The organism is Larkinella sp. C7 (assembly GCF_006149005.1).
Lineage (GTDB): Bacteria > Bacteroidota > Bacteroidia > Cytophagales > Spirosomataceae > Larkinella.
The window spans coordinates 99,618-119,619 of the sequence record NZ_VBSL01000008.1 but is presented as its reverse complement, the minus strand read 5'-3'; the positions used below and the strand labels follow the sequence as shown (position 1 = coordinate 119,619).

Below are 20,002 nucleotides of genomic sequence, written 5' to 3'. Positions count from 1 at the left end.
AGGCCGCAGCCAACCGGTCGATGACCTGAAAATTACATCGCTACGCCAGTGACGCGGTGCCATCGCCGGGATTTTTCAAACAAACCAACCCGCATGTGGTTCTTTTCGAAAGAACAATCTTCAACGTATGAAAACGAAACCATGGATCTGGGGGCTTTCGCTGGCCCTGCTCACGGCCACCACGCAGTTGGCCTGTGACTCCAAAACTGAAAATAAAGCTGAGAAAGTCGGCGATGAATACAAAGATGTGATTGAGGCTCAGCAGGAAGGAGACAGCAGCGAAGTTCAGGAAGAACAGGCTGAACTGGATTCCGCCCGTCAGGATTACCGGGAACTGAAAAAGGATTCTACTCAAAAGTAAGAAACGGGCTACAAAGCGGTTTCCGGTTCGCCTGATTGGAAGACGGATTGAACGGATCAAAAACGGATTTTAATCTGCGCTAATCCGTTCAATCCGATTCATCCGTGTTCCAATCAGGCGAACCTTAACGACGTTTCGGTTGCTCGAACGATAGATTGGCCGAAAAGAACTGCAACACTTTGGTACCGATGCGTTCGCCAATCCGGTTGATGTGGTCACCCTCGTATTCTTCGTAGGTGTGCTTGATCTGGTAATCATTCAGAACACTATCCAGCACTTTGTTGTTGGCAGCAATGCTGACGTCTTTCGAGCCGGCATCAAAGGCAATGGCGTGCAGTTTTTTCAGGTTCGAAATCGACTGGTCAATTCCGGATAGCGGGGCGTTGGCCGCCAGCTTTGCCAGAATGCCCGGCTGGGGCTGTCCGTCTTTGACCGGCAAATCGAGATAAAAAGGCGGTTTGGTCGGGTTAGGAGCCCAGGCCGCAGCCGTTGAAAAAGCTGCCTTGGTGCCAAAATCGGCTTTCTCCAGTTCTTCCATACTTTTGATGGCTTCCATCCGGCCCGCAGCCGCTTCGTTCCGGTTTGGGGTGAGGTTGGCGCTCATACAGCAGGGACTCAGCAGGTAGAGGCTGGAAAAAATATCCGGGTATTTCTGACCGATCCGCATGGTGCCATAACCGCCCATCGAATGCCCGGTTAACCCGCGGCTGGCGGCAGTCGGAATGGTCCGGTAATGGCTGTCGATGTAACCCACCAGTTCTTTCGCTACGTAGTCTTCCCAGTTGCCGGTGGTGACCGAATTGGAGTAAAAACTTCCAAAAAACTTGGTATACGCATTGGGCGTGACGATAATCATTTCACGCACGGCGGGGTCGGCAAACGCTTTGTCGACCACGTCCGGCAGGTTGATCCAGTGTTTGGTAAAACCGTACCACTGGGCGTCATTATCTGTAAAACCGTGCAGGAGATACAAGACCGGATACCGGCGGTTTTTGTCGGTTTTGTAACTGGGTGGCAGATAAACCGACACATCGCGGTCGGGCGAATCGCCGGAAAGGTTGCCCTCCAGGCCTTTGCCGTGTACTTTGATGCGTTCGGCGGTGCCTTTTTTGGGGGCAACCGACTGGCTGGTAGCCGGAAAGGCGATGCAGACGGCGAACAGGATTGCAAGGGCGGAAACCAGTGACGTTTTCATGAACGGTTCAGGAATGCTTTTGCCAGCAACTTACCGATAAGTTGAACAAAGACAAAGCATTCCTGAAGACGCAACCGAAAAGAAGTTACCAGGTATATTGATTGTTCGCTTCCGCAGCGTCGTCGGTCCGGGTTGTGAAAACCGAGCGGCTCAGGGACGATTCGCTGTCTTTTCCTTTGGCCCGTTGTTCGCCAATGCCACCGGGAGCCGGGAGCAGCATATTGATAACCGACAGCACTTCGGCCGTCAGCCCCGGAAACAACCCGTGTACGGCGGCCGCGACTTTGGCTGGCAGTGAAATGATCAGTTCGGCGCGGCCATACCGGCAGGCTTCCAGAATTTGCCGGGCGCTTTCTTCTGCGCTTTTCGACAAAACCGGCAGGGAGTCGCCGATCTTGAACCAGGCGTATTCTTTTTCGTTCTGCCCTTTGAACAGCGCATTCCGGGGGCTTCCGGTTCGCATCAGGCCGGGGCAAACGGTGGTTACATAAATACCGTCCTTGATCAATTCAGTTCGGAGTCCTTCCGAATACCCAACTAACGCAAATTTACTGGTCGAATAGGGCAGCAGGTGCGGGAAGGCCACTTTTCCGCCGAACGACGCGATGTTGATGATGCGTCCCCCCGCCGACCGGCGTTCGCGCATCTGGGGCAACACCGCGTTGATGGTGTGAAAAGCCGCCCAGAAATTGGTCTCCATCACTTCCCGAAAGTCCGCTTCCGTCGCGTGTTCGATGGGTGTCACCAGAATCGTTCCGGCATTGTTCACCAGCACATCCACCGGCCCCACTTCCTGCTGAACGGTCTGAATAAAAGCGCCAACCTGCGCTTTATCGGTGACGTCACAGGCGTAGGTAAAAACCGTACCGCCGTTCAGTTCGAGGTCGGCTTTGGCGCGTTCCAGCTCTTCCGGGTCGCGGGCGCAAATGGCCAGGTTGGCACCTTCCTGCGCAAATTCCCGCGCCAGCACCAGTCCCAGCCCGCGCGAACCGCCCGTGATGACAACGGTTTTGCCCCGAAAGTCGGTTTTTCGCCATTGATCGATCAGCGTTTTGGCCGCCACCGCGACACCAATGCCCGCCAATCCCCACAGTCCCATTCTATTGGTGTTGGATAGTCTCATGGTTCGTTTGTCTATCAGTCCTTTTTTATTCAACCCGCTTCGGAGCGGAATGTTGTTGACCGGCGGTATTCCGGCGTAAGAGTACACTGAGAAACCGGTGGTAATGGGGTTAAAATAAGATTAATCGGATAAAAAATAGAATTCATCGGCAAAAACAGGCCATTGGTCGATAAAAGGCGGGGGGAGAAAGAAATAAATAAAACCGCATTAAACGTTGGGTGGGGTTACCCCTCTAAGAGGCATATTACAACAAATAAAAACGACCAACCATGAAAACGACCATCATCACCCTCGTCACCTTCGCCTTTTTAACCACCGGAACTGTTATGGCCCAACGCGGATACGACAACGACCGCTACCCGGCCCCCAACCCGCGCTACGACAACGATCGCTACGGCAACGGCCGCTATGATAACCAACGCCGGGACGATATTCAGGAAGACATTAAAATTGACCGCCTGGATGCCATCGTCGGTCTGTCCCGTCGTCAGGAACGGGAGTTGAAGCGCATCGAAGACCGGTATGATTACCGCGAAATGGAAGCCGCCCGACGCCGGGATCCACAAGCCTACCAATATACGCTGCGTCGGAAAAATCAGGAAATGATGTCGGTGTTGACGCCGTTCCAACGCGAAAGATTATTTGCGTACCAACAACAATACCGCCGGAACGATCGCGGCTATTACGGTCGCCGGTACTAAGTCGGTTTACGGTTTTTGGTTTACGGGTCCTGTACATTGCAAGCTCGTTCCCATTAACCCCAGCGTTTACATACCCACCTTTCTTGACTGAAAAAGCGGAGCAATCCGCTTTTTTTTGTGGCCAGGGGCGGCTGGTTACGGTTCGTCCAGAATCACGGCCGCCAGGGCGTGAACGGTTTCCCAGGAGAAAGGAAGCCAGTCCCCGCTGTTGTCATCGTAGACCTCGCTGGCCGCTTCGCCGGGGAACAGTTTGTAATCAAATTTGGGGTAATTGCTGACAATGTAACCGGGGTAATAAAACTGCATGTGCTGTAGCCGGGCGTAGTTGATTTTTTGCAGCATCAGGTATTTCCCCAGGCTGTATTTGCGGTAGTCGGGGTGGTAAAAATTCATGATCCCGGCAATGCTGTGGTCGCCCTTATCGAAAATGCCGACTGCAATCAACCGCTCGCCATCCCGCACTTCGATGGCATACGTATCAAACACGTTGTAGGGATAGATGGCCTCATTAAACAGCCAGAATTCGACCGAATCCGGGGCTTCAAAGTCGACGGCTTCACGATACAGGCTAAAAAGTTCTTCGGTTTCTTCCGTCAGTACGAAGGGCTTTACGGTTAGCGAGAATTTCTCGTTGCGTCGCAGCAAACTGCGTTGTTTGCTCCCGTAATTCACCTTTGCCAGCGTAAACCGCAGCCAGTGAACGGGCAGAATGGAGTCGTAGGAAAGCAAATACCGGCATGTAAACAGCTTCTGATGCATCCGAAAATAACCCAGGCTCAGGTACAAATCCAGTTGACTTCCTCTCATTATTGGGGCGTATAAGGGTGCTGCGCTTGATGCGACTTCAAAATAACGACGAAAGTGCAGAAAATCCAGCGAAAGAGCGACGGTCCCGAGCGGGATATTTTCCAACCCATCGCCAGGTTGCCGGGTCAGTTGGCTATTTTGAAGAAATTCCACTCTTTCCGAAAATCGGCTTTCATCGTGCCTTTCGGAAAAACCCGGTGCGTGTTGGCCCATTCGTTCCACTGCTGATCGAGTTTTTTGACCAGCTCGGGGTTTTCGGCAGCCCGGTTCCGGCGCTCCGTCCGGTCGGTTTCCAGATCATACAGCTCCCAGGGCTGGCCAATCATCCCCACGGCTTTCCAGTTTCCAAACCGGATCGCCCGGTGGTTTTCGTGTTCCCAATACAGGTAGTCGTGCAACTGGCGAACCCCCTGTGTCAAAACCGGCATCAGGCTTTTTCCCTCGATCGGTTGAATGGCCTGTCCCTTCGCTTCCGTAGGATACGTTGCTCCACTGACCTCCATAAACGTCGGCATGAGGTCGATCAGATAGCCCGGTGTAGCCGTCAGTTTTCCTTTCTGGCGAATACCGGCCGGATAATGCACGATGAGGGGCGTCGAAATGCCGCCTTCGTAGGAAACGTGTTTGAAACCCCTGAAAGGCGTGTTGGAAGCATTGGCCCACACGGCTCCGTAGGAAATAGCCCCGGCTTTGGTCGGCACGTTGATGTCCGCCAGCTTCCCACCGCCCAGAATACCGCCTTCCTGGCAGGCGCCATTGTCGGACAGAAAAACGAGCAGCGTATTGTCCAGTTGTCCGGTTTTTTTGAGGTGATCCACCAACTTGCCGATGTTCTGATCCATGCGGTAAATCTGGGCGGCATACACCGCCATGCGATAGTCCATTTCCCGCTGCGAGGTGGTGTCCTGCTCAGTCCAGGCCGGGTAGGTTTCGGGCCGCGCCGAAAGTCCCCACTTCGCCGATACCAGGCCGGTTTTAATCTGTTTTTGCAAACGTTGCGCGCGGAGAGCGTCCCAGCCTTGTCGGTATTTCCCCCGAAACCGCTCGATATCCGGCGAAAGGGCGTGCAGCGGCCAGTGCGGGGAGGTGAAAGCCAGGTACAAAAAGAAGGGCTGCCGGTCTTTTTGTTCGCTCAGAAAGCTGATCGCGTGGTCGGTGAAGGCATCGGTGGTGTAGAAAGGCTGGTGTACGTTTTCAATCCGTTCGTTGTCGTTCCAGATCCCGCGCGGGTGAACCGGGTCGAGGTAACTGCTGGCGCCTGACAGCAGGCCGTAAAACCGGTCGAAGCCCCGTTGGCGGGGATACAAATCCGGGGTGCTGGAGCCTAAATGCCACTTTCCGGCCATGTACGTATGATACCCGGCCGATTTGAGCACTTCCGCCAGCGTGACACAGTTCCGGTTGAGTTCGCCCCGGTAGCCATCGACGCCGTAGTCGTAACTAACGCCATTGCCCGGTTCTTTGGTCATGTGGCCGATGCCGGCCTGGTGCTGAAACAAACCGGTCATCAACGCTGCGCGGGTGGGGCAGCAGCGGGCCGTGTTATAAAACTGCGTAAACCGGACGCCCTGTTTCGCCAGTTGATCGAGGTGGGGGGTTGGGATTTCCGAACCGTAGCAACCCAGATCCGAATAGCCCATGTCGTCGGCCATGATGAGAACGATGTTGGGTCGGGGGGCGGCTTTCGGCGACCGGGCATCAGGCTTGTTTTGGAAGGAATCGGATTGATTTTGAGGGGATAAACTGTGGGGGTTCGGGTGAAAAGCAGCCAGAAAAACCGTGGTTGCCAGAAGCGGCAGGCTGAGGAAGATGGCCGGAAAAAGGTTCTTTTTCATCGGGGTCGGGTGAATCGGTTTAGGGTTTTGCAGGCACCTGCGCTACATCCGCACCCCGCCGGGCCATGGCCTGGGCCAGCACACTGGCGGCAATGAGTTGCAGGGCGTGGTACATCATGATGGGCAACAGGGCGATGCCGACGACGTTGGCCGGAAATAAAACCGTGACCATCACGCTGCCCTGAACCAGTGATTTTTTGGAACCGCAGAACAAAGCCGTGATCCGGTCGGCGCGGTTGAAACCGAGCAGGCGGCTGACGGCATTGACCAGACCGTAGATCAGGAAAAATAAACCCAACATGCAGATTCCTAAAATCAGCAAATCCGAAGCCGTCAGACTCTGAAACATCCGGCGCTCGAAGGATTCGCAAAACGAGGTGTAGACGATCATCAGGATGACGATCTTATCGAAGGTGCTCAACGCTTTTTTGTGCCGCTCCGCCCAGGCACCCAGCCAGCGGTTGAGCAGAATACCGAGAACAACCGGCGCAATGACCTGCAACGCCAGCTTTCCGATGACACTCGCCAGATCGTAATCACCCGAACCGGTCGATAGGAAAAGGCCCATCCAGAGGGGCGTCAGGAAGACGCCGATCAGGCTGGAAATGCTGGCGTTGAAAATGGCCGCCGGAATGTTGCCGCCCGCTATGGAAACCATCACCACCGACGACGAAACCGTTGAGGGCAAGGCGGCTACGTAAAACGCACCGAGCCACAGCAGGCGGGTTTCGTCGGTGCCGAACAGATACATGGCCGCCCAGACCACCAGCGGAAAAACCACAAAGGTGGTCAGATGGATCGTCGCGTGGAGTTGCCAGTTGCTGAGCCCCGCCCGGAGTTTGTCGCCACTGAGTCGCAGGCCGTAGAAAAAGAAAATGACCGAAACGCCCAGATTGGCCAGATTCGACAGCGAAAAGGGACCTTCCTGAATGCCGGGTGTAGGCCACAGATACGCCAGACCGATCATGCTGAGCAGGGCCAGCAAAAACCAGTCTAAACCCGCCCGGGCGGCTACCGAACGAAGGGTGGAAATTGAAAAGGAGCGGTTTTTCACAACACGTCAGGATGGTTGAATTATTCGTAAATTACGGCCCCAAATTCCCTCTCATGATGATTCAGGTTGTTGTCCGCGCGTTAGAAATTTTAGAGTATGTGGCCAAGAAAGAGAATGACCCCACGACTCTGACGGAACTGGCTGCGGCTGTCGGCCTGAATCAGCCTACCTGTGCAAATATTGTAAAGACTTTGGTCGATAAAAAATATTTAGATCATGTGGGCCGCAGAAAGGGCTACCGGCTGGGTGCAATGGCTTATCAACTGACTGATAATGTGGCGTATAACGAACATCTGGTGCTGGCGGCCAAAGACATCATGGAGGAATTGACCGCCCAATTGAACGAAACGTCCCTGCTGGGTATTCTGCGAAACAACAAGCGGTTTTTGCTCCACATTGCCAACAGCGATCAGGATTTGCAGGTACGAAGCCGCACCGAATCGGATATTTACTCGACCGCTACCGGGCGCATTCTGGTGGCATTTTTGCCCCTGAAAGAAATCGACGCCCTGGTCGAAGCCATTGGACTGCCGGCTGCGCCGGTCTGGCCGAACGTCGAAACCCGGGCGCAGTTTCTGGCAGCTCTGGACGCGATTCGCCGGGAGGAAATGGTCATTACCCGTTCACTCAAACACATTGTCGGCATTGCCGTTCCGTTGTGGAAAGGCGGGCAGGTGGTTGCCAGTCTGAGTGTGTTCCTGCCCGAAAGCCGCTACACCCCCAACCGAATCCCCGTCATCATCAATGCCGTTCGGGAAGCCGCCGGGCAGATCAACAAACGACTGGCGGGTTGAACCTGCTGTTACAGTTCCAGTTGCCGCTTGAAAAATGCCCAGGCTTCCAGATAAACGTTGATGTCGTTGGGGTAGTCGTGCTTGCCGCCCAGCACTTTCAGCAGGGTTACTTCGGGTTTGCCTTTCGCTTTGTACGTATATTGCTCAATGGTTTTTCCGTCGGTCGGGTCGGTATCGGGCAGGCGGCTTTTCTTCGGTTTTCGGGCATAACCGGCCAGTTCCGACCAATAATGAAACGTCCGATCCGTCGACCGCACCATTCCCAGGCTGATGCCGTTGGTTTTGACTTCCCCACCTTCGTACGGATTCGTTTGGTCTGCTGTTCCGTTCACGATCAGCACCGGAACCGCCATCCGTTTTTCGGGGCAGTCCAGGTTGTTCGTATCGGGCAGGTTGGCGATGAGGGCGGTGATGGCCCGGAATTGTTCGGGCATCGTCAAGGCCAGCTTGTAGGCCATGTGACCACCGCCGGACGTGCCGACCGCAAAAACGCGTTTGGGATCGATCTGGTAGTTTTTCCGGAAGTACCCGATCATCGTCTCAAAAAAAGCATTATCGTTGATATTTTCCTGATTGGCCGCCGATTGAGCGGTTTTCCGGCACTCGTTCCAGTATTTTTTATAACCGTCGGGATACACCAGCAGGATGTTTTCAGCGGGCGCAATTTCTTCCAGTTTCTTCGCGCCATTCCGAACACCCTGTCCGTTTCCGCCCGAACCGTGCAGCACAAACACCAGCGTCGCATTCGGTCGGGCTGGTTTCAGAAAGTGGAAGGTTCGGGAATGGCCTTCGATCGACACGGAATCACTCACGAGCTGGCTTTTGGCCATGCCAGCCGTTAAAACAAGAACGAAAACGGCTACCCATCGCTGCACCGGAGAAGGAAAGAAGATACTCATGGTTTGGTTTTCAGGAGTTTATGCTGAATAAAAACGTCGGCATACCGGCGGCCCAGCGTTCGGGCCGAAGGCGTATCGAAGTGCGTGGAATCGCCCTTATGCGTTAAACCGGTGGCAACGGCATAGTACGCGTGGGGGATGGTTTTGGTCGCCCGTTGCAAGGCTTCGTTGATAAGACCGGCATTCGGATTTCGCTTCACGACAAAATCGCCCAGCGTTCCAACGACAAACGGTACCGTTGGTGCGTTCAGTTCGTTCCGCAGCCGTTGCACCAGTTCCGCCAGTTTTTCGCCATACACCGCCGTGTTGCCCGGTTTGGAATCCGATTCGCCCTGATGCCACAGAATACCGGCCAGTTGCCCATTTTCAAGGGCTTTTTTCGCCCGGCGCATCGCATCGTCGTAGGGATAGGATTTCGTCGGTTCGTAATAAGCTCCCGGTTTCCAGACATCGATGCCCGAACCGCCCACCGCGCAGGGAACCAGCCCGATGTTCAGGTGGGGATCGGTTTCGGCCAGCCGTTTTGCAAAGGCCAGACCCGGCCCGACGCCGATCACTGCCGGTTTGTCGAAGTGCATCGGGTCACGGGCCGGAACCCAGGTTTGCTCTTTGGTCAGCATCCAGATGTGCGGATTGGGCTGCTGATCTTCGGCTTCGGGAACTCCCCGACCCGCCATGTTCGACTGGCCAATGAGGAGGAAAAGCTGCAAACGGGGCGGTGCGTCCTGCCTGAACGCCAGAGCAATACCGAGAACCAGCGCGAAAACCGCGGCTTTGACGAATGTTTTCATGGGGCTAATTTGGGATAAAACTCACAGGAGCGCCAGTTATACTGTATTTTTCGTTTAAAACGCCCATTTGTTTCCAGGTCGGTACAACAGAAAGGGTAAGGAGTCGTCTGGTCGACGATCCTTACCCGGCAGCTTTTTTTCGTTGGTAACTACAGGACTAGACGTCACATTGCAGCAGGTATTTCATCCCGGCGGGATTGTGGTCGATCGTTTCAAAAACCGCCTGCGCATCGGACAGGGGAGAAACCTGCGTAATGAGCGCGTCGAGGGGCAGCGATCCGCTGGCGGCCAGGGCAATGGCTTCTTCGAAGTCTTCGGGTTCGTAAACCCGGGCACCGATGAGCTTGAGTTCGCGCCAGAAAAACCGGAACAGATCGACGGCTTTGGGTTCGGCGTGAATGGCAACCATCACAATCCGGCCCCGCACCCGCGCCAGCGCGGTCATGGCCGTCACCCCCGCCTGTACGCCCGAAACCTCGAAAACGACATCGGCCATCGCGCCATTCGTAAACTCCGCCACGCGGGCCACCAGATCGGTTTCCCTGGGGTTCACCGTCGCCAGTTTCAGCGATTCGGCCAGTTGCAGACGCGTCGGATTGACTTCGGAAATCAGGACGCTGGCACCTTTTTGTTTAGCGACCAGCGCGACCAGCATGCCGATGGGACCCCCGCCGATGATGATGACGTTTTCACCCGGTTTTACGTCGCCAAGCCGCACATCGTGGCAGGCCACCGCCAGCGGTTCAACCAGGGCACCGATCGGGAGCGGCAACTGGTCGGGGAGCCGGTGGAGCGTATAAGCGGGCACGTTCCAGTATTGCTGCATCCCGCCCGGCGTGTCGATTCCGATGAATTTCAGGTTCTGGCCGATGTGCCGAACGCCGTTGTCGACGGGCATTTCCGGCCCCGGTTTGAGGGGGCGAACCGTCACCCGGTCGCCCGGTTGCCAGCCAATAACGCCTTCGCCCACCGCGTCGATTTCGCCCGACACTTCGTGGCCGATGACTTGCGGCAGCGCAAGGCGCTGGGCCATTGCGCCGTGGTAAATATGCACGTCGGTTCCGCAAACGCCACAGTAGGCCACTTTCAGACGAACCTCACCGGGCAAAACCGGCTGGCGATCAACCTCCTGTAAATCAAATGTTTTGTTTCCTGTAAAATGGAGTGCTTTCATTGGTCAATGAGCGAATGATTGGATGCGTGAATGCCAGACGGCGTCAGGCGGGTATTCGCTCCAGAATCTGGAGCATGTTGCCGTCGGGGTCGTAGAGGGTACGGACTTTGCCACCCCCGATGGCGTTGATGACCGATCCGCCCCACACGACGTTTTGGGTATCTAAAAAAGCAATGGCTTCCTCCAGATTGGCCACCCGCAGGGCCAGGTGCGACCAGCCGGGTGTCCAGGTCGTGCGTTCGGGCCGGACGGTGTCGTCTTTGGGCATCACTTCGAGCAATGTACCGTCGGGCGCTTTGAGCATCCAGACCGGCTTGTCGTGGCGAAACCATTTTTCGTAACCAAAGACTTCGCAGTACCAGTCGGCCAGTTGTTCAACATCGTTGGCCGCTACGCCGGGGTGATCGATGCCCGTAATTTTCAGAGGGTTAGCCATGTGGATATGGTCGGATTAGGGTATACATTTCATCGTGTTGCTGTATGGTCCACTGTTGCCCCTGTCCCGAAGTCAGCGAAAGGTGGCTGGCGGTTTCGTCCAGAATCCGGAGCGTCCAGTGCTGCGGTCCGTTGGTCAGCGTAAAAGCCGCATCGTTCGATTGTAATTGCCACTGATCCAGTTGGAAAGCGTCATCGAGGGCAATCGCGTGAACTACGGTTCGCTTCAGAGCCGGTTTTGTTTCAGTGTAGCGGTACAACAAACCGCTTCCCGGTCGTCCTTCGCCCAACTGATCGGGTTCAACGTGGTAGGCGTCGTGAACGTAGCCATAGACCGGATGGCCCGACCGACCCGACCCTGTGTGGAACAGTTTCATCCCGGCATCGTTCCGGCAAACCGTCAGGCCCTGGCCCTGGCTGTCTACCCGGGCCTGCCCGTCGCGGTTGTTGACGAGCCAGTTCCAGACCGTCGTAACGGGTTGCGTCGCTTCGATCCGGTCCACGACGAAAAGAACGTGGCTGCCCGCCAGCAGCCAGAGCCGCGTAAACCGCTGAATGGGCGTGCCGTAAGCACTTCCGGCGTCCGAGCCGATAACGGAAACCGGTTCGTCGCGTTCCACCGCCCGTCGCCGGTTGCCCCGGTCGACGGGTGGGCCGGGGGTGCCGTTGACGAGCAACCGCCGGGGCAGCACACTTTTCTGTTCGAGCAGGGATGCTTTCGCGAGGTCTTCCTGCAAACCCAGCGATTCGCTTTCCACCAGAAACGTACAGGTATTGTGGGTTTGCGTACTGCTTTCCAGCCCATGAATCAGGTTTCGGTAGCAGCTATGACCTGGATCGACCAACAGCCGTTCGCGGTTATGAACCAAAATGAAACTGTTCAGATCGCCGTGCAGGTGGCCGGGGCCGTATAAACCGTCGCCCCCGCCGTTGATGGCAACGACCGTGCGGCCATCCCAGGCATCGCGCATAAACGCATGACCGTTGCTGAACGAGGTTGTCAGGGGCAAACCGGTTTTCTGCGGACTGATGGGTTGGCTTGGGGGAATCAACAGCGGCAGGGTCAGAAAACCCCAGTCGTTCCGCATACCGAACGTCGCCAGATCGTGCGGTCCCTGCGTCGGGCAGGGTTCGTAGTATTCCTGAAACAGCCAGCGTGCCAAACCCGCCTGCACCGGATCGCTGGAACGGACGGCAACGTGCAGCAGTAAATCGCCCGAAGGCCGAAACAAAGCCGCCGAATCGTTGAAATTGACGGCCCGGGCGCGGGGTTCGTTCCCCCAGTTTGCCATCGGTTTTCGATACAACATACTTTGCGTCATCCAGCCCATTCCCCGGCCATAGGCGTCGATATCCAGTTGTTGGGCGTAATTCGGGTATTTCCGCACCAGCGATTCGTAGGCCAGCATCAGTGCATTTGCCAGGTAGTTTCCATATTGCAACGACTCGCCGTAGGAACCGTCGGGCTGAAAGGCATGTGCCATCTGCGCCAGTTCGGGCGTCAGTTCGTCGAGCCAGCCCTCCCGGCCCAGAGTCGCCGAAGCCACCAGCGCCCCGGACGCCAGAATGCCCCGCCAGTTGGCCAGGTGATTGTTTTTTTGCAACCACCGGCGGCACAAAACGATGCCTTTCTCAGACAAAGCTTCGCCTACTTCCTCCCATTCCGCTTCGGTGAAAACCGTTCCGGCCAGATCCAAAACCGCCGACACGCCCCAGCAGAGGTGAGCGGTTTCCAGATGACCCGTAAACGGCAGGGAATGATCCCGAAACCACGGGCCGACCCAGTCGCTGGCAGGACGGCGGGCGATGGAGAGCGTCGTGCTCCGCAGCCAGTTGGCCAACGCGTCGGTAGGGGCAAGGGCATACTGCATGGCTGCGTCGGACAGGTATTCAGCCGCCGGATACCACCACCCCAGCGAGGCCCGGCCAGGTGCCGGGTTTTCAGCTTGCAAACCGGGTGTCGCCAATCGCCCGGTGACGCGCTGTTCGAGCGCGTTCCGAAACCGTTTGACCGTTGCGTCGGTGCTGGTCAGGATCGCTTCTTTTTCGGTTTCGGTCAAAAACAGACGCAGGGTGTCGACGGTTTCCATCAGAAGTAGCCGCCGTTTCGAACCACCTCCGTCGGGCGCATGCCGCTTTCGACCATCTCCTTGATGTTGACCTCGTTGTGGACAATGTCCTCGGCTGCCAGCAACACATCGTAGGCAATCGCCTGCGGAACCGAAATAACGCCGTCGATGTCACCAAAAATCCAGTCACCGGGCTGCACCACGACTTCACCCATCAGGATCGGTTTCTGGTAATGATACATGCGGAATCGGCCCAGCATCCCGGTATTGGCCTTATACTTGAAAAATACCGGAAAGTGCTGTTCCAGAATGGCTTGTGTGTCCCGAATGCCGTTGATGATGGCCCCCCGACATCCGGCGCGAATGGCCGCCATCGTCATCACTTCGCCCCACTGTGAGGTTACGGTATCGCCGGTGCAATCCCAGACGACGACCGAATCCTGGTGCAGCGCTTCGAGCATTTCGGCGCGGGTTTCCATTTCGCCGTCGGTCGTAATGTCGGGTCCGCCTTTGATGGTGAAAGCCTGCCCGGCCAGCTTCATTTCTTCCCGCAAGGGCGCAAACTGCGCGGGCAAACTGCTGGCCTGCATGGTGTAGCGAAACCGTAGTACGTCGTTGACCGCTCCGGTATAGAGTTTCAGATAACGCTCCCGCATTTCGGCAATGGAAATGGGGTAAATCGACGCGGTTTTCGCCGGGCTATGTCCGTTGGATTCGATGGTGTTCATCCTGCTAAAAATTTCATGTTGTCAAAATTGATTTCCCGAATGACGACGTAGTCCGGCTGGTTCAGTACGAAGACGATGACGCGGGCGACATCCGCCACGCTCAGGAATTTTTCACGGGCCACTTTCCGGTCGCCCCAGTAGTTGCTGTCGGTTGGGCCGGGGTTTACGTCGGTGACTTTGATGCCTTCTTTCAGCACCTGATCGGCCAGTCCGCTGCTGAGACCGCGCGCCCCGAATTTGGAAGCACAGTAGATCGGTGCGTTCGGATTGGTGCGGTAGCCGGCCATCGAAATAACCGTTACGATGTGGCCCTGTTTTTTGGGTTTCATCAGCTTCAGCGCTTCGCGGTTGCACAGAAAAACGCCCCGAACGTTGGTGTTCATCATCTGCTCGTAGGTGTCGAGGTCGGTGGTTGAAAGATCCGTGGAGAGCAACCCGATGCCGGCGTTGTTAATCAGCACATCGACGGTGCCGAAAGCGTCGGCACAAGCCGCAAAACCGGCCAGTACATCGGCTTCCTGACTGACGTCGCCTTTGAACGACCGCAGATTTTCGTGACTGATCTCATCGGCTAGCTGGTGTGTCCGGCTGAAATCGAACACCTTTGCCCCCTGTTCGAGGAGTTCCAGTGCGGTGGCTTTTCCAATGCCGCCGGATGCGCCGGTGATAAAGATGGTTTTGTCTTTTACGTTATTCATAATCAGTTGATTTCTTACGTTTGCGCATTCAGATTTGTAATTCGAATGGAATTCTATTACGGATTTCTAATCCGCCCGTCGTCCGATTGATGCTAGGTTGCTCATTTCGATTTCAAATCTGAATGGACTGTGGCTGCGGATTTCAAATCTGTGACAGAGGACGATCGGGCGGGGTCACCCGGCGATTGCAAATCCCGATCAGCCGACAAATTCCGGGTTCGGTACCACATCAGCGGGGCCAGCAACAGGCAAAGCAAACCGGCACCACAGGCGACCCGGCCGCTGGTTTCGCCCAGCGATGGAATGCTCATGACGAGGAAAAGTGCTCCGGTTACTGTCAGGGCCACGGCATACAGGCGGTTCATGATCTGCATGAAAGCCGGGTTTTCCTGCGGTTTTTCGGCTTCGGTCAGTGGGGTATTTAATCGTCGAAAAAAGGCTTCCACGCGAAGGCGGTACGCGTCGGTTTGAACGGAGGTGATGCCCGACAGCAGAAATACCAGCACACAGGCCACGATCTCGATGAACGTTGCCCATTCCCACGAAACCTGCGGCATCGCGTTCAGGATCAGACCCAGCCCCATGCCGACGATCAAGGTTGCGAAGGCACCCCAGGGTTGCGGTTTTTTCAGGACAATGCCCAGCACCAGCGGCAACGTCATCGGAATGGCAAACAGGCCCGTAAAGAGTTTGTTGGCTTCAAACGCCCCGCCAAAACCGCCGACGTACAGTGCCCCAATCGTGATGAGCGACCCCAGCACCACCGTCATCAGCCGACCAACCCAGAGCATTTCCTTGTCGGCGGCTTTGGGATTGAACAACCGCTGGTAAATGTCGCGGGTCAGTACGCCCGCCGTCACGTTGTATTCGCCACTCAAAACCGACATCGTGGCCGCGAACATGGCCGCCACCATCAGCCCCATGATGCCTTCCGGCAACAATTTCAGGCACACGCTGACGTAGGCCATTTCCGGATTTTCCAGGTTGGGAATCAGGGCTTTGGCGGCAATAGAGGGGAAAAGGAAAACGATCGGGAACAGGAAAAAGAAAACCGCCGTGAGCATCCCCTGTTTCTGACTGGCCCGTTCGTCGCGGACGCTGTAAAACCGCTGAATGAATGTCCAGTTGCCGCTGTATTTCACCAGAATCATGAGGTAATACACCATCAGGTACAGCGGCATCCCTTTCGGGCCGTTGAACCACGTAAAATGCTCGGGAATCGTCGCCATCATCCTGGGCAATCCCCCGGCGGCCTGGATGGTCAGCGGCACCAGAATCAGCGTGGCCACGATCAGGATGATGAACTGAACGACATCCGTGACGACGACCGCCCACAGGCCGCCGACCACCGTGTAGAGTGCGACGATGATGCCGCAAACCAGAATCGAGGTTTCCAGCGAAAGCGAGGTGGCGGCTTTGACAAACAGGCCGAGGGCATACAGCCGCACCATGTTGTCAAGGATTTTGAAGAAAACACCCATCCAGGAAAACACCTGCCGAACCGGCGCATTAAACCGGGTTTCGAGGTATTCCAGGGGCGTTAAAACACCCGCCCGACGCCAGCGTTTCGCAAAAATGGCCACGCCGACCAGCGCGGGCAAAACCGTACTCCAGATCAGCGTCAGGGCCACAAAACCGTGTTGGTAGGCAATCCCGGCGTAGGCCACGAAGATGAATGTGCTGAACTTGGTCATGAAGTTGCTGATCGCGCCCGAAACCCACGGAATCGCGTTGCCCCCTTTGAAATAGTCGCTGATGTTCCTGACGAATTTGCCCAGAAACAGCCCGATACCCGCCATCAAGAGCATGTAAATGGCAATGGCCCAATAGTCTAGTTGTTGTAGGGTTTGCACGGTTAATTGGGTTTAGGGATTTTGGGTGAATTCCGAACGTTTTTAAGCAGTACCAAATCCGGCGCGTTTGGGCTGGCTTTGGCTTTTAAGCCAATGATTTCCAGCGCATCGACATCATCGGCGACAATGGCCGGGCGGTTTTCTTCGTCCGCATAATCGAGTGAAAAATTTTCGAGGGAAATGTTCCTGCCGTGCCGGATGTAAAAACCGTAGGCCGGTAACCGCCCGAACATTTCACCGCGCGGGTAGGCTTCGACTTTTTCGGGGACCACGGGATTGACAGCGGGTGGCTCGATGACTACCGGTGTTCGGTGGTCATCGTCGCCCAGCAAAGGTTTGTTGCTGCCATCAAACCGGAGCCGGATTTGTTTCAGGACGATGTTTTCAACCGGAAAACCCGGAATGCCGGTAATCGAACAGCCGTAGCCACCAATGCGCGTTCCCTGCACATTCTCAATCAGGACATCTTTCAGGATGCCGGTGTTGATTTTGGCATTTTTCCGATACGGACGGTTTCGGGCGCCCAGCCGGATGAAAATGGCCGTCCCCTTGATGTTGCGCACCGAGATGTTGGCGATGTTGATGCGTTCAATGCGCGCGCCGTCCACCGTCATGAGGCTGATGGCATCCACCCGCGTGTCGAAAACCGTACAGTTCTGAACCGTGATGTCTTCGAAAAAACCGCTCGTTTCAGTGCCGATCTTGATGCCGGAGGCATTGGAACTGACAATGCAATTGGTGATGGTAATGTCGCGACAGCCTTCGTTGGGCGACAGGCTTTTGAGGCAAATCGCATCGTCTCCGCTGTTGATCAGGCAGTTGGAGACCCGGACAAGCTGGCAGTCGACCAGATCCAAGCCGTCGGTGTTGCGGCCTTTCGCATCAGCGTGCCGGAATTTTTCAATGTCTTTGTTCTCGCGGCTGTCCACCGTAATGCCGTCGATCACCAGGTTTTTGCAGGACTGGTAGAACTGTACCCATGAACCCGAATTACGCAGCGTGACCTCCCGAATCTGCACATCCTCGCAATTCCGGAAGTGCAGAATCCGCGGGCGGCCACTGAAGGAGGGGGAGTAGTACGGCCCGTTGAAATCGTCACCGCGTCCGTCGATGGTGCCCCGGCCCGCGATGGAAATGTTGCGGGCGTCTTCGGCGTAAATGAACATTTTTTCGGTCACCAGTTCACCGCCGTACGCCGGGTATTTGGATGCCGTGCTGGGGTAATCATTCACGTTGGCACTCCCCAGTAAAACCGCCCCGGCTTCGACGTAGAGCGTCACGTGGCTTTTCAGGTAAATCGTCCCGGACAAAAACTGGCCGTTGTGCAGATACACCTTGCCACCCCCAGCCGCGTGGCAGCGGTCGATGGCGGTTTGGATGGCTTTCGTATCCATCGTTTTGCCGTCACCTTTCGCGCCCGATTCGAAGACATCCCACACCCCGGACGGTTTTTGGGCCAAACCGGTGGGGGAGAACGCCAGCCAGAGTAGAAGAATTTTATAGAAAGAATTCATTTTCAGGTGGTTTAGGAATAGTCAGACCGGTTATGGTTTCCCGGTTGAACCGGGGTCTACAAAATGCGTCATCCCTACGGGATTTTGCCCTTGTCTTGTTCGTTTTCCCCCGCTTTAACCGGGGTCTACAAAATGGGTCATCCCTACGGGATTTTGCCCTTGTTTTGTTCGTTTTTTTCCGGTTGAACCGGGGTCTACAAAATGGGTCATCCCTACGGGATTTTGACCTTGTTTTGTTCGTTTTCCTGCGGTTGAACCGGGGCTACAAATGGGTCGTCCCTACGGGATTTTTCGGATTTAACAATCCCGTAGGGATGACCCATTTTGTAGGAAGTTTTAAAGGATCCAATGCACCCAATCCCGTAGGGATGACTGATTTAAGGCCCGAAAACGGTTGATTCTTTAAAACCAATAAACCGTGGAATGGCCGGAATTTCAACCGATTGGTATTACACCACATTGCTCTTTTCCATAATCAACATCGGATAATCCTGCAAAGGCAATTGCCGGAAAAGCTGGGCCTCCGATCCGACGCGGTATTTGTCGTTGTCGAAAAGCTTTTCCTGCCCCGTCAATTCGAGAATGTCACCCGTGATCAAGTCCACCAGAACCGGTTCCTGAAATCCCGGGCCTTCCCAGTCCCAATGATACAGGTGGATGCTCTCGGCGGGCTTGCTGTCGGCGGCTTTCTCGCCCGACCAGTAGGCCAGCACCGGGCCGTTGTCGGTATTCAAAACCGCTGAACAGACCCCTGCCAGGCTTTTTTTGATCCCATCGCCGAAAAGCTGGTAGTCTTTCTCCGCAACCGGCTCTTTGCCCGACACCGCATGAATAATAGAGCCTCGGGTATGCACATCACCGTGAACCAGACTCCCCAAATGTTGCAGCGCTTTGTAGGCGATTTTGGGCTTGATTTCCGGTTTTTGCCGCAAAATGCCCTTGTAATTCACTTTGCCCGAACCCTTCGGATAATCGTGCAGATCGACAATGAGAAACCACAACGTCATCGGCAGATCCAGCGAGCAGTCGGTCAGCAACCGGCGGAGCATGATTTTGGCCTGAATGGCTTCCGTCCATGGCCCTTCACCCGAAAAACCAGTGCTGTTGGGATCGGACGGAAAACCGTTTTCGCCCTGCCAGATTTTGATTTTGGGGTTGTAGTGATCGATCAATTTGCGCAACGCCAGCGTCCGCTCCGAGTAACTTTCGGGAATGGTGGTGTAGGGATGGAAGGAAAAAATATCGATCAGATCGGCAAGTCCGGCTTCAAACAGCTCCCGAATGAATTTGGCAGGCATGCGCGAAACCACCCCGCCGACGATGACAGCATCGGGGCAGTTTTTCCGGATAATCGGCGCAGTTTCCCGAACCAGTTGTACGTACTTTTTGGCATTGGGTTTATCGGGTGCCCAGAAACCCGACAGATTCGGCTCGTTCCAGATCTCGTAATGCTTTATTTTGTCCTTGTAACGTTTGGTCAGGGCGGTTACATACCGTTTCCAGGCTTCATTCGCCACCGGAATGTCCAGCGGATGATGGCCCACTTCGCCAGCCGTGTAGTTGGTATTGCCGTAGCCGACATTAAAAAACGGTTTGACGCCCCGGCTGACCAGCCCATCGACACTTTCATCGAGCCAGGTCCAGTCATATTTCCCTTTTTCGCGTTCTACGCGGCCCCAGCCGGTTTGCAAACGGCCCCATTTCACCGGCAGGTTATCGATCCAGGGGTATACTTCTTTCGGTTTCCACAAGTCCCGGTCCAGCGTTTCGCAGCCAATTCCGAACGGCGAATGCTTGATCTCCGACGGTTTTTTCAGCCGAACCGAGCCAATTTTTTTCAGTGGATTGGTGGGTTCAGAATCCACTGAAACCGGTTCCAAATCCATTTTTAGGGATGTGGTAAACGGCAGAATGGATAGTGTTTTCAGGAAATCCCGGCGGTTGTTTTCCATTATCAGGTTGGTTTTCAGG

General features: G+C 55.4%; 18 protein-coding genes. 3 read left to right on the top strand and 15 right to left on the bottom strand.

Annotated features, from left to right (window positions below; all coding sequences use genetic code 11):
- The first annotated feature begins 127 nt into the window (after positions 1-127).
- A complete protein-coding gene (locus FH871_RS20430) occupies positions 128-361 on the top strand; it encodes a hypothetical protein (RefSeq protein WP_138993218.1) in 234 nt (77 codons plus the stop codon).
- Between the two features lie 124 nt (positions 362-485).
- Here FH871_RS20430 and FH871_RS20425 read toward each other — a convergent pair whose 3' ends face one another.
- Together FH871_RS20425 and FH871_RS20420 are read right to left on the bottom strand one after the other, a co-directional pair.
- Entirely contained in the window at positions 486-1,556 is a 1,071-nt protein-coding gene (locus FH871_RS20425) for an alpha/beta hydrolase family protein (protein WP_138993217.1), read from the bottom strand.
- 85 nt (positions 1,557-1,641) lie between these two features.
- Positions 1,642-2,679, bottom strand: coding sequence for an SDR family oxidoreductase (locus FH871_RS20420; RefSeq protein WP_138993216.1), 1,038 nt, complete (start codon positions 2,677-2,679; stop codon positions 1,642-1,644).
- Between the two features lie 269 nt (positions 2,680-2,948).
- Between FH871_RS20420 and FH871_RS20415 the strand changes: the two genes are divergently transcribed.
- The gene (locus FH871_RS20415; protein ID WP_138993215.1) at positions 2,949-3,380 is read left to right on the top strand and encodes a hypothetical protein; all 432 of its coding nucleotides are present in this window, start codon (positions 2,949-2,951) and stop codon (positions 3,378-3,380) included.
- Between the two features lie 135 nt (positions 3,381-3,515).
- Here FH871_RS20415 and FH871_RS20410 read toward each other — a convergent pair whose 3' ends face one another.
- From FH871_RS20410 to FH871_RS20400, 3 genes are all read right to left on the bottom strand, one after another.
- On the bottom strand, positions 3,516-4,187 hold the full coding sequence (locus FH871_RS20410; protein ID WP_138993214.1) for a GNAT family N-acetyltransferase: 672 nt from the start codon (positions 4,185-4,187) through the stop codon (positions 3,516-3,518).
- A 125-nt stretch (positions 4,188-4,312) separates the two neighbouring features.
- Positions 4,313-6,022 carry an arylsulfatase gene (locus tag FH871_RS20405; protein ID WP_138993213.1) on the bottom strand — a complete coding sequence of 570 codons (1,710 nt, stop codon included), beginning with the start codon at positions 6,020-6,022 and terminating at the stop codon, positions 4,313-4,315.
- Positions 6,023-6,041: 19 nt separating this feature from the next.
- On the bottom strand, positions 6,042-7,076 hold the full coding sequence (locus FH871_RS20400) for a bile acid:sodium symporter family protein (RefSeq protein WP_255516939.1): 1,035 nt from the start codon (positions 7,074-7,076) through the stop codon (positions 6,042-6,044).
- 53 nt (positions 7,077-7,129) lie between these two features.
- Between FH871_RS20400 and FH871_RS20395 the strand changes: the two genes are divergently transcribed.
- On the top strand, positions 7,130-7,870 hold the full coding sequence (locus FH871_RS20395) for an IclR family transcriptional regulator (protein ID WP_229317428.1): 741 nt from the start codon (positions 7,130-7,132) through the stop codon (positions 7,868-7,870).
- Between the two features lie 8 nt (positions 7,871-7,878).
- On the opposite strand, the gene FH871_RS20390 is transcribed toward FH871_RS20395, so the two are convergent.
- The 10 genes from FH871_RS20390 to FH871_RS20345 all read right to left on the bottom strand — a co-directional run bounded on the left by FH871_RS20390 (position 7,879) and on the right by FH871_RS20345 (position 19,983).
- Positions 7,879-8,700 (bottom strand): PHB depolymerase family esterase, encoded by an 822-nt coding sequence (locus FH871_RS20390; protein ID WP_229317454.1) that lies wholly within the window; start codon positions 8,698-8,700, stop codon positions 7,879-7,881.
- 65 nt (positions 8,701-8,765) lie between these two features.
- Positions 8,766-9,560, bottom strand: coding sequence for a sialate O-acetylesterase (locus FH871_RS20385; protein ID WP_138993211.1), 795 nt, complete (start codon positions 9,558-9,560; stop codon positions 8,766-8,768).
- Between the two features lie 157 nt (positions 9,561-9,717).
- Entirely contained in the window at positions 9,718-10,734 is a 1,017-nt protein-coding gene (locus tag FH871_RS20380) for a zinc-binding dehydrogenase (protein ID WP_138993210.1), read from the bottom strand.
- Positions 10,735-10,777: 43 nt separating this feature from the next.
- Positions 10,778-11,170 carry a VOC family protein gene (locus FH871_RS20375; protein ID WP_138993209.1) on the bottom strand — a complete coding sequence of 131 codons (393 nt, stop codon included), beginning with the start codon at positions 11,168-11,170 and terminating at the stop codon, positions 10,778-10,780.
- A complete protein-coding gene (locus FH871_RS20370) occupies positions 11,163-13,259 on the bottom strand; it encodes a heparinase II/III family protein (RefSeq protein WP_138993208.1) in 2,097 nt (698 codons plus the stop codon). Before FH871_RS20370 ends, FH871_RS20375 begins: the two co-directional genes overlap by 8 nt.
- A complete protein-coding gene (locus FH871_RS20365) occupies positions 13,259-13,966 on the bottom strand; it encodes an RraA family protein (RefSeq protein WP_138993207.1) in 708 nt (235 codons plus the stop codon). Before FH871_RS20365 ends, FH871_RS20370 begins: the two co-directional genes overlap by 1 nt.
- On the bottom strand, positions 13,963-14,664 hold the full coding sequence (locus FH871_RS20360; RefSeq protein ID WP_138993206.1) for an SDR family oxidoreductase: 702 nt from the start codon (positions 14,662-14,664) through the stop codon (positions 13,963-13,965). Before FH871_RS20360 ends, FH871_RS20365 begins: the two co-directional genes overlap by 4 nt.
- A 101-nt stretch (positions 14,665-14,765) precedes the next feature.
- Entirely contained in the window at positions 14,766-16,517 is a 1,752-nt protein-coding gene (locus tag FH871_RS20355; protein WP_138993205.1) for a sodium:solute symporter family protein, read from the bottom strand.
- Positions 16,518-16,519: 2 nt separating this feature from the next.
- Positions 16,520-18,031 (bottom strand): glycoside hydrolase family 28 protein, encoded by a 1,512-nt coding sequence (locus tag FH871_RS20350; RefSeq protein WP_138993204.1) that lies wholly within the window; start codon positions 18,029-18,031, stop codon positions 16,520-16,522.
- Positions 18,032-18,480: 449 nt separating this feature from the next.
- Positions 18,481-19,983 (bottom strand): hypothetical protein, encoded by a 1,503-nt coding sequence (locus FH871_RS20345; protein ID WP_138993203.1) that lies wholly within the window; start codon positions 19,981-19,983, stop codon positions 18,481-18,483.
- Positions 19,984-20,002: the final 19 nt, after the last annotated feature.

What these genes read in the sequence shown, in the direction of transcription:
- FH871_RS20430 (WP_138993218.1), top strand. Translation starts at nt 128, where the DNA reads ATGAAAACGAAACCATGGATCTGGGGGCTTTCGCTGGCCCTGCTCACG.
- FH871_RS20425 (WP_138993217.1), bottom strand. Translation starts at nt 1,556, where the DNA reads ATGAAAACGTCACTGGTTTCCGCCCTTGCAATCCTGTTCGCCGTCTGC.
- FH871_RS20420 (WP_138993216.1), bottom strand. Translation starts at nt 2,679, where the DNA reads ATGAGACTATCCAACACCAATAGAATGGGACTGTGGGGATTGGCGGGC.
- FH871_RS20415 (WP_138993215.1), top strand. Translation starts at nt 2,949, where the DNA reads ATGAAAACGACCATCATCACCCTCGTCACCTTCGCCTTTTTAACCACC.
- FH871_RS20410 (WP_138993214.1), bottom strand. Translation starts at nt 4,187, where the DNA reads ATGAGAGGAAGTCAACTGGATTTGTACCTGAGCCTGGGTTATTTTCGG.
- FH871_RS20405 (WP_138993213.1), bottom strand. Translation starts at nt 6,022, where the DNA reads ATGAAAAAGAACCTTTTTCCGGCCATCTTCCTCAGCCTGCCGCTTCTG.
- FH871_RS20395 (WP_229317428.1), top strand. Translation starts at nt 7,130, where the DNA reads ATGATGATTCAGGTTGTTGTCCGCGCGTTAGAAATTTTAGAGTATGTG.
- FH871_RS20390 (WP_229317454.1), bottom strand. Translation starts at nt 8,700, where the DNA reads ATGGCCAAAAGCCAGCTCGTGAGTGATTCCGTGTCGATCGAAGGCCAT.
- FH871_RS20385 (WP_138993211.1), bottom strand. Translation starts at nt 9,560, where the DNA reads ATGAAAACATTCGTCAAAGCCGCGGTTTTCGCGCTGGTTCTCGGTATT.
- FH871_RS20380 (WP_138993210.1), bottom strand. Translation starts at nt 10,734, where the DNA reads ATGAAAGCACTCCATTTTACAGGAAACAAAACATTTGATTTACAGGAG.
- FH871_RS20375 (WP_138993209.1), bottom strand. Translation starts at nt 11,170, where the DNA reads ATGGCTAACCCTCTGAAAATTACGGGCATCGATCACCCCGGCGTAGCG.
- FH871_RS20370 (WP_138993208.1), bottom strand. Translation starts at nt 13,259, where the DNA reads ATGGAAACCGTCGACACCCTGCGTCTGTTTTTGACCGAAACCGAAAAA.
- FH871_RS20365 (WP_138993207.1), bottom strand. Translation starts at nt 13,966, where the DNA reads ATGAACACCATCGAATCCAACGGACATAGCCCGGCGAAAACCGCGTCG.
- FH871_RS20360 (WP_138993206.1), bottom strand. Translation starts at nt 14,664, where the DNA reads ATGAATAACGTAAAAGACAAAACCATCTTTATCACCGGCGCATCCGGC.
- FH871_RS20350 (WP_138993204.1), bottom strand. Translation starts at nt 18,031, where the DNA reads ATGAATTCTTTCTATAAAATTCTTCTACTCTGGCTGGCGTTCTCCCCC.
- FH871_RS20345 (WP_138993203.1), bottom strand. Translation starts at nt 19,983, where the DNA reads ATGGAAAACAACCGCCGGGATTTCCTGAAAACACTATCCATTCTGCCG.